The sequence below is a fragment of the Pseudomonas sp. WS 5011 genome (assembly GCF_012985775.1).
GTDB classification, from domain to species: domain Bacteria; phylum Pseudomonadota; class Gammaproteobacteria; order Pseudomonadales; family Pseudomonadaceae; genus Aquipseudomonas; species Aquipseudomonas peli.
Genome location: NZ_JAAQXA010000062.1, coordinates 1 through 2596 on the forward strand (window position 1 = coordinate 1; position 2596 = coordinate 2596).

A 2596-nucleotide genomic window follows, 5' to 3' on the forward strand; every position below is an offset into this window, starting at 1 on the left:
TGCGGATTCCACGCTGACTCGGACACCCATTCCACGCACATCCGGACAGTGATTCCACGCTGATCCGGACACTCATTCCACGAGCATCCGGACACCGATTTCACGGCCATCCGGACACTTTTCAGGCAGGCAGCTACGCAGGATTTCTTCACTACCATCGACCTCTTTTTCGAAGCAGAGAGGTCGTCGTGGAGCGTTTATCCATGCGTAAAATCCGAGAGGTGTTGCGCCTCAAGTTCGACTGCGGCCTGTCCGTGCGCAAGATCGCCCGCAGCCTGGGTACTGGCCACAGCAGTGCCGGTGATTACCTCTGTCGTTTTGCCGCCAGCGGTCTCAGTTGGCCCTGTTCGTTGTCCGATGCCGAGTTGGAGCAGCAACTGTTCCCGCCGGCCCCGGCGGTTGCCAGTGAGAAGCGGCCTTTACCCGATTGGGCATGGGTGCATGCCGAACTGCGCCGCCCCGGCGTAACCCTGGCGCTGCTCTGGCAGGAGTACCGCCTGAGCCAGCCGCAGGGCTTTCAGTACAGCTGGTTCTGTGAGCACTACCGAGCCTGGCAGGGCAAGCTGGACGTGGTGATGCGTCAGGAGCACCGCGTCGGCGAGAAACTGTTCGTCGACTACGCCGGGCAGACGGTGCCGGTGATCGACCGCCACAGCGGCGAAATCCGCCAGGCGCAGGTGTTCGTCGCGGTGCTTGGCGCGTCCAGCTACACCTTCGCCGAGGCCACCTGGTCGCAGCAGCTGCCGGACTGGCTGGGCTCGCACGCCCGTTGCTTTGCCTTCCTCGGTGGGGTGCCGGAGATCGTGGTGCCGGACAACTTGCGCAGCGCGGTGAGCAAGGCCCATCGCTACGAGCCGGACATCAACCCCAGCTACCTCGACCTGGCCGAGCACTATGGCGTGGCGGTAGTGCCGGCGCGGGCGCGCAAGCCGCGCGATAAGGCCAAGGCCGAGGTCGGCGTGCAGGTGGTCGAGCGCTGGATCCTCGCCGCGCTGAGGAACCGCCAGTTCTTCTCCCTGGACGAACTCAACCGGGCCATTGCCATGCTGCTGGAGCGGCTCAACCAACGCCCGTTCAAGAAGCTGCCGGGCTCACGCCAGACGGCCTTCGACAGCCTGGATCGTCCGGCCCTGCGCTCGCTGCCGGAACAGCCCTACGTCTATGCCGAGTGGAAGAAGGCGCGGGTGCACATCGACTACCACGTCGAGGTCGACGGGCATTACTACTCGGTGCCCTACCAACTGGTGAAGAAGCAGCTGGAGGTACGCCTGACGGCGCGCACTGTGGAGTGCTTCCACGCCAACCAACGGGTGGCCAGCCACATACGCTCCCTGCACAAGGGCCGGCACAGCACGCAGACCGAGCACATGCCCAAGAGCCACCGCGAGCATGCCGAGTGGACGCCGCAACGGCTGATCCACTGGGCCGAGAAGACCGGGCCGAACACCGCCGGCGTGATCGGCCACATCCTCGAACGACGCGTCCATCCGCAGCATGGCTACCGCGCCTGCCTGGGCATCCTGCGTCTGGGCAAACAGCATGGCGAAGAGCGGCTGGAAGCCGCCTGCCAACGCGCCCTGAGCCTCGGGGCCTGTAGCTACAAGAGCCTCGAATCGATCCTGCGCCAGGGCCTGGAGAACCTGCCCTTGGCGCAACAGAGCCTGCCCCTGCTACCGGACGACCACGCCAACCTGCGTGGCCCCGGCTACTACCACTGACCCCAAGGAATCCCACCATGCTGCCCCACCCGACCCTGGACAAGCTCCAGTCCCTGCGCCTGCACGGCATGCTCAAGGCTCTCGCTGAGCAACTGAAAACCCCGGACATCGACAGCCTGAGCTTCGAGGAACGCCTCGGTCTGCTGGTCGACCGTGAGTTGACTGAGCGCGACGACAAGCGCCTGAGCAGCCGCCTGCGCCAGGCCAGGCTGCGCCACAACGCCTGCCTCGAAGACATCGACTACCGCAGCCCGCGCGGCCTGGACAAGGCCCTGATCCTCCAGCTACGCAGCGGCCAGTGGCTGCGCGACGGCCTCAACCTGATCATCGGCGGCCCCACCGGCGTAGGCAAAACCTGGCTGGCCTGCGCCCTGGCCCACCAGGCATGCCGGGACGGCTACAGCGTGCGTTACCTACGCTTGCCGCGCCTGCTGGAAGAGTTGGGCCTTGCCCACGGTGACGGGCGCTTCGCCAAGCTGATGAGCAGCTACGCCAAGACCGATCTGCTGATCCTCGATGACTGGGGGCTGGCCCCGTTCACTGCCGAACAACGGCGCGACATGCTGGAGCTGCTGGACGACCGTTACGGCCAGCGCTCGACCCTGGTGACCAGTCAGATGCCGGTGGACAACTGGCACGAACTGATCGGCGACCCGACCCTGGCCGACGCCATCCTCGACCGCCTGGTGCACAACGCTTACCGGATCAACCTCAAGGGCGAATCGATGCGCAAACGGGCGAAGAAATTGACGACGCCGGGCACCTCAGACTAACAATGCCAGCCCTGCGTCGCTGCGCTCCGACTGCCTGTCCGAATGATCGTGGAACAGGTGTCCGGATCAGCGTGGGCTGAGTGTCCGAATGGCGTGGAATCCGCA

Annotated in this window: 2 protein-coding genes; both read left to right on the forward strand. The window is 65.2% G+C overall.

What is annotated here, in order from left to right; genetic code table 11:
* Positions 1–203: 203 nt before the first annotated feature.
* The gene (gene istA, locus HBN63_RS21475) at positions 204–1718 is read left to right on the forward strand and encodes an IS21-like element ISUnCu3 family transposase (protein WP_170050831.1); all 1515 of its coding nucleotides are present in this window, start codon (positions 204–206) and stop codon (positions 1716–1718) included.
* A 17-nt stretch (positions 1719–1735) separates the two neighbouring features.
* Positions 1736–2491, forward strand: coding sequence for an IS21-like element ISUnCu3 family helper ATPase IstB (gene istB, locus HBN63_RS21480; protein WP_011544395.1), 756 nt, complete (start codon positions 1736–1738; stop codon positions 2489–2491).
* Positions 2492–2596: the final 105 nt, after the last annotated feature.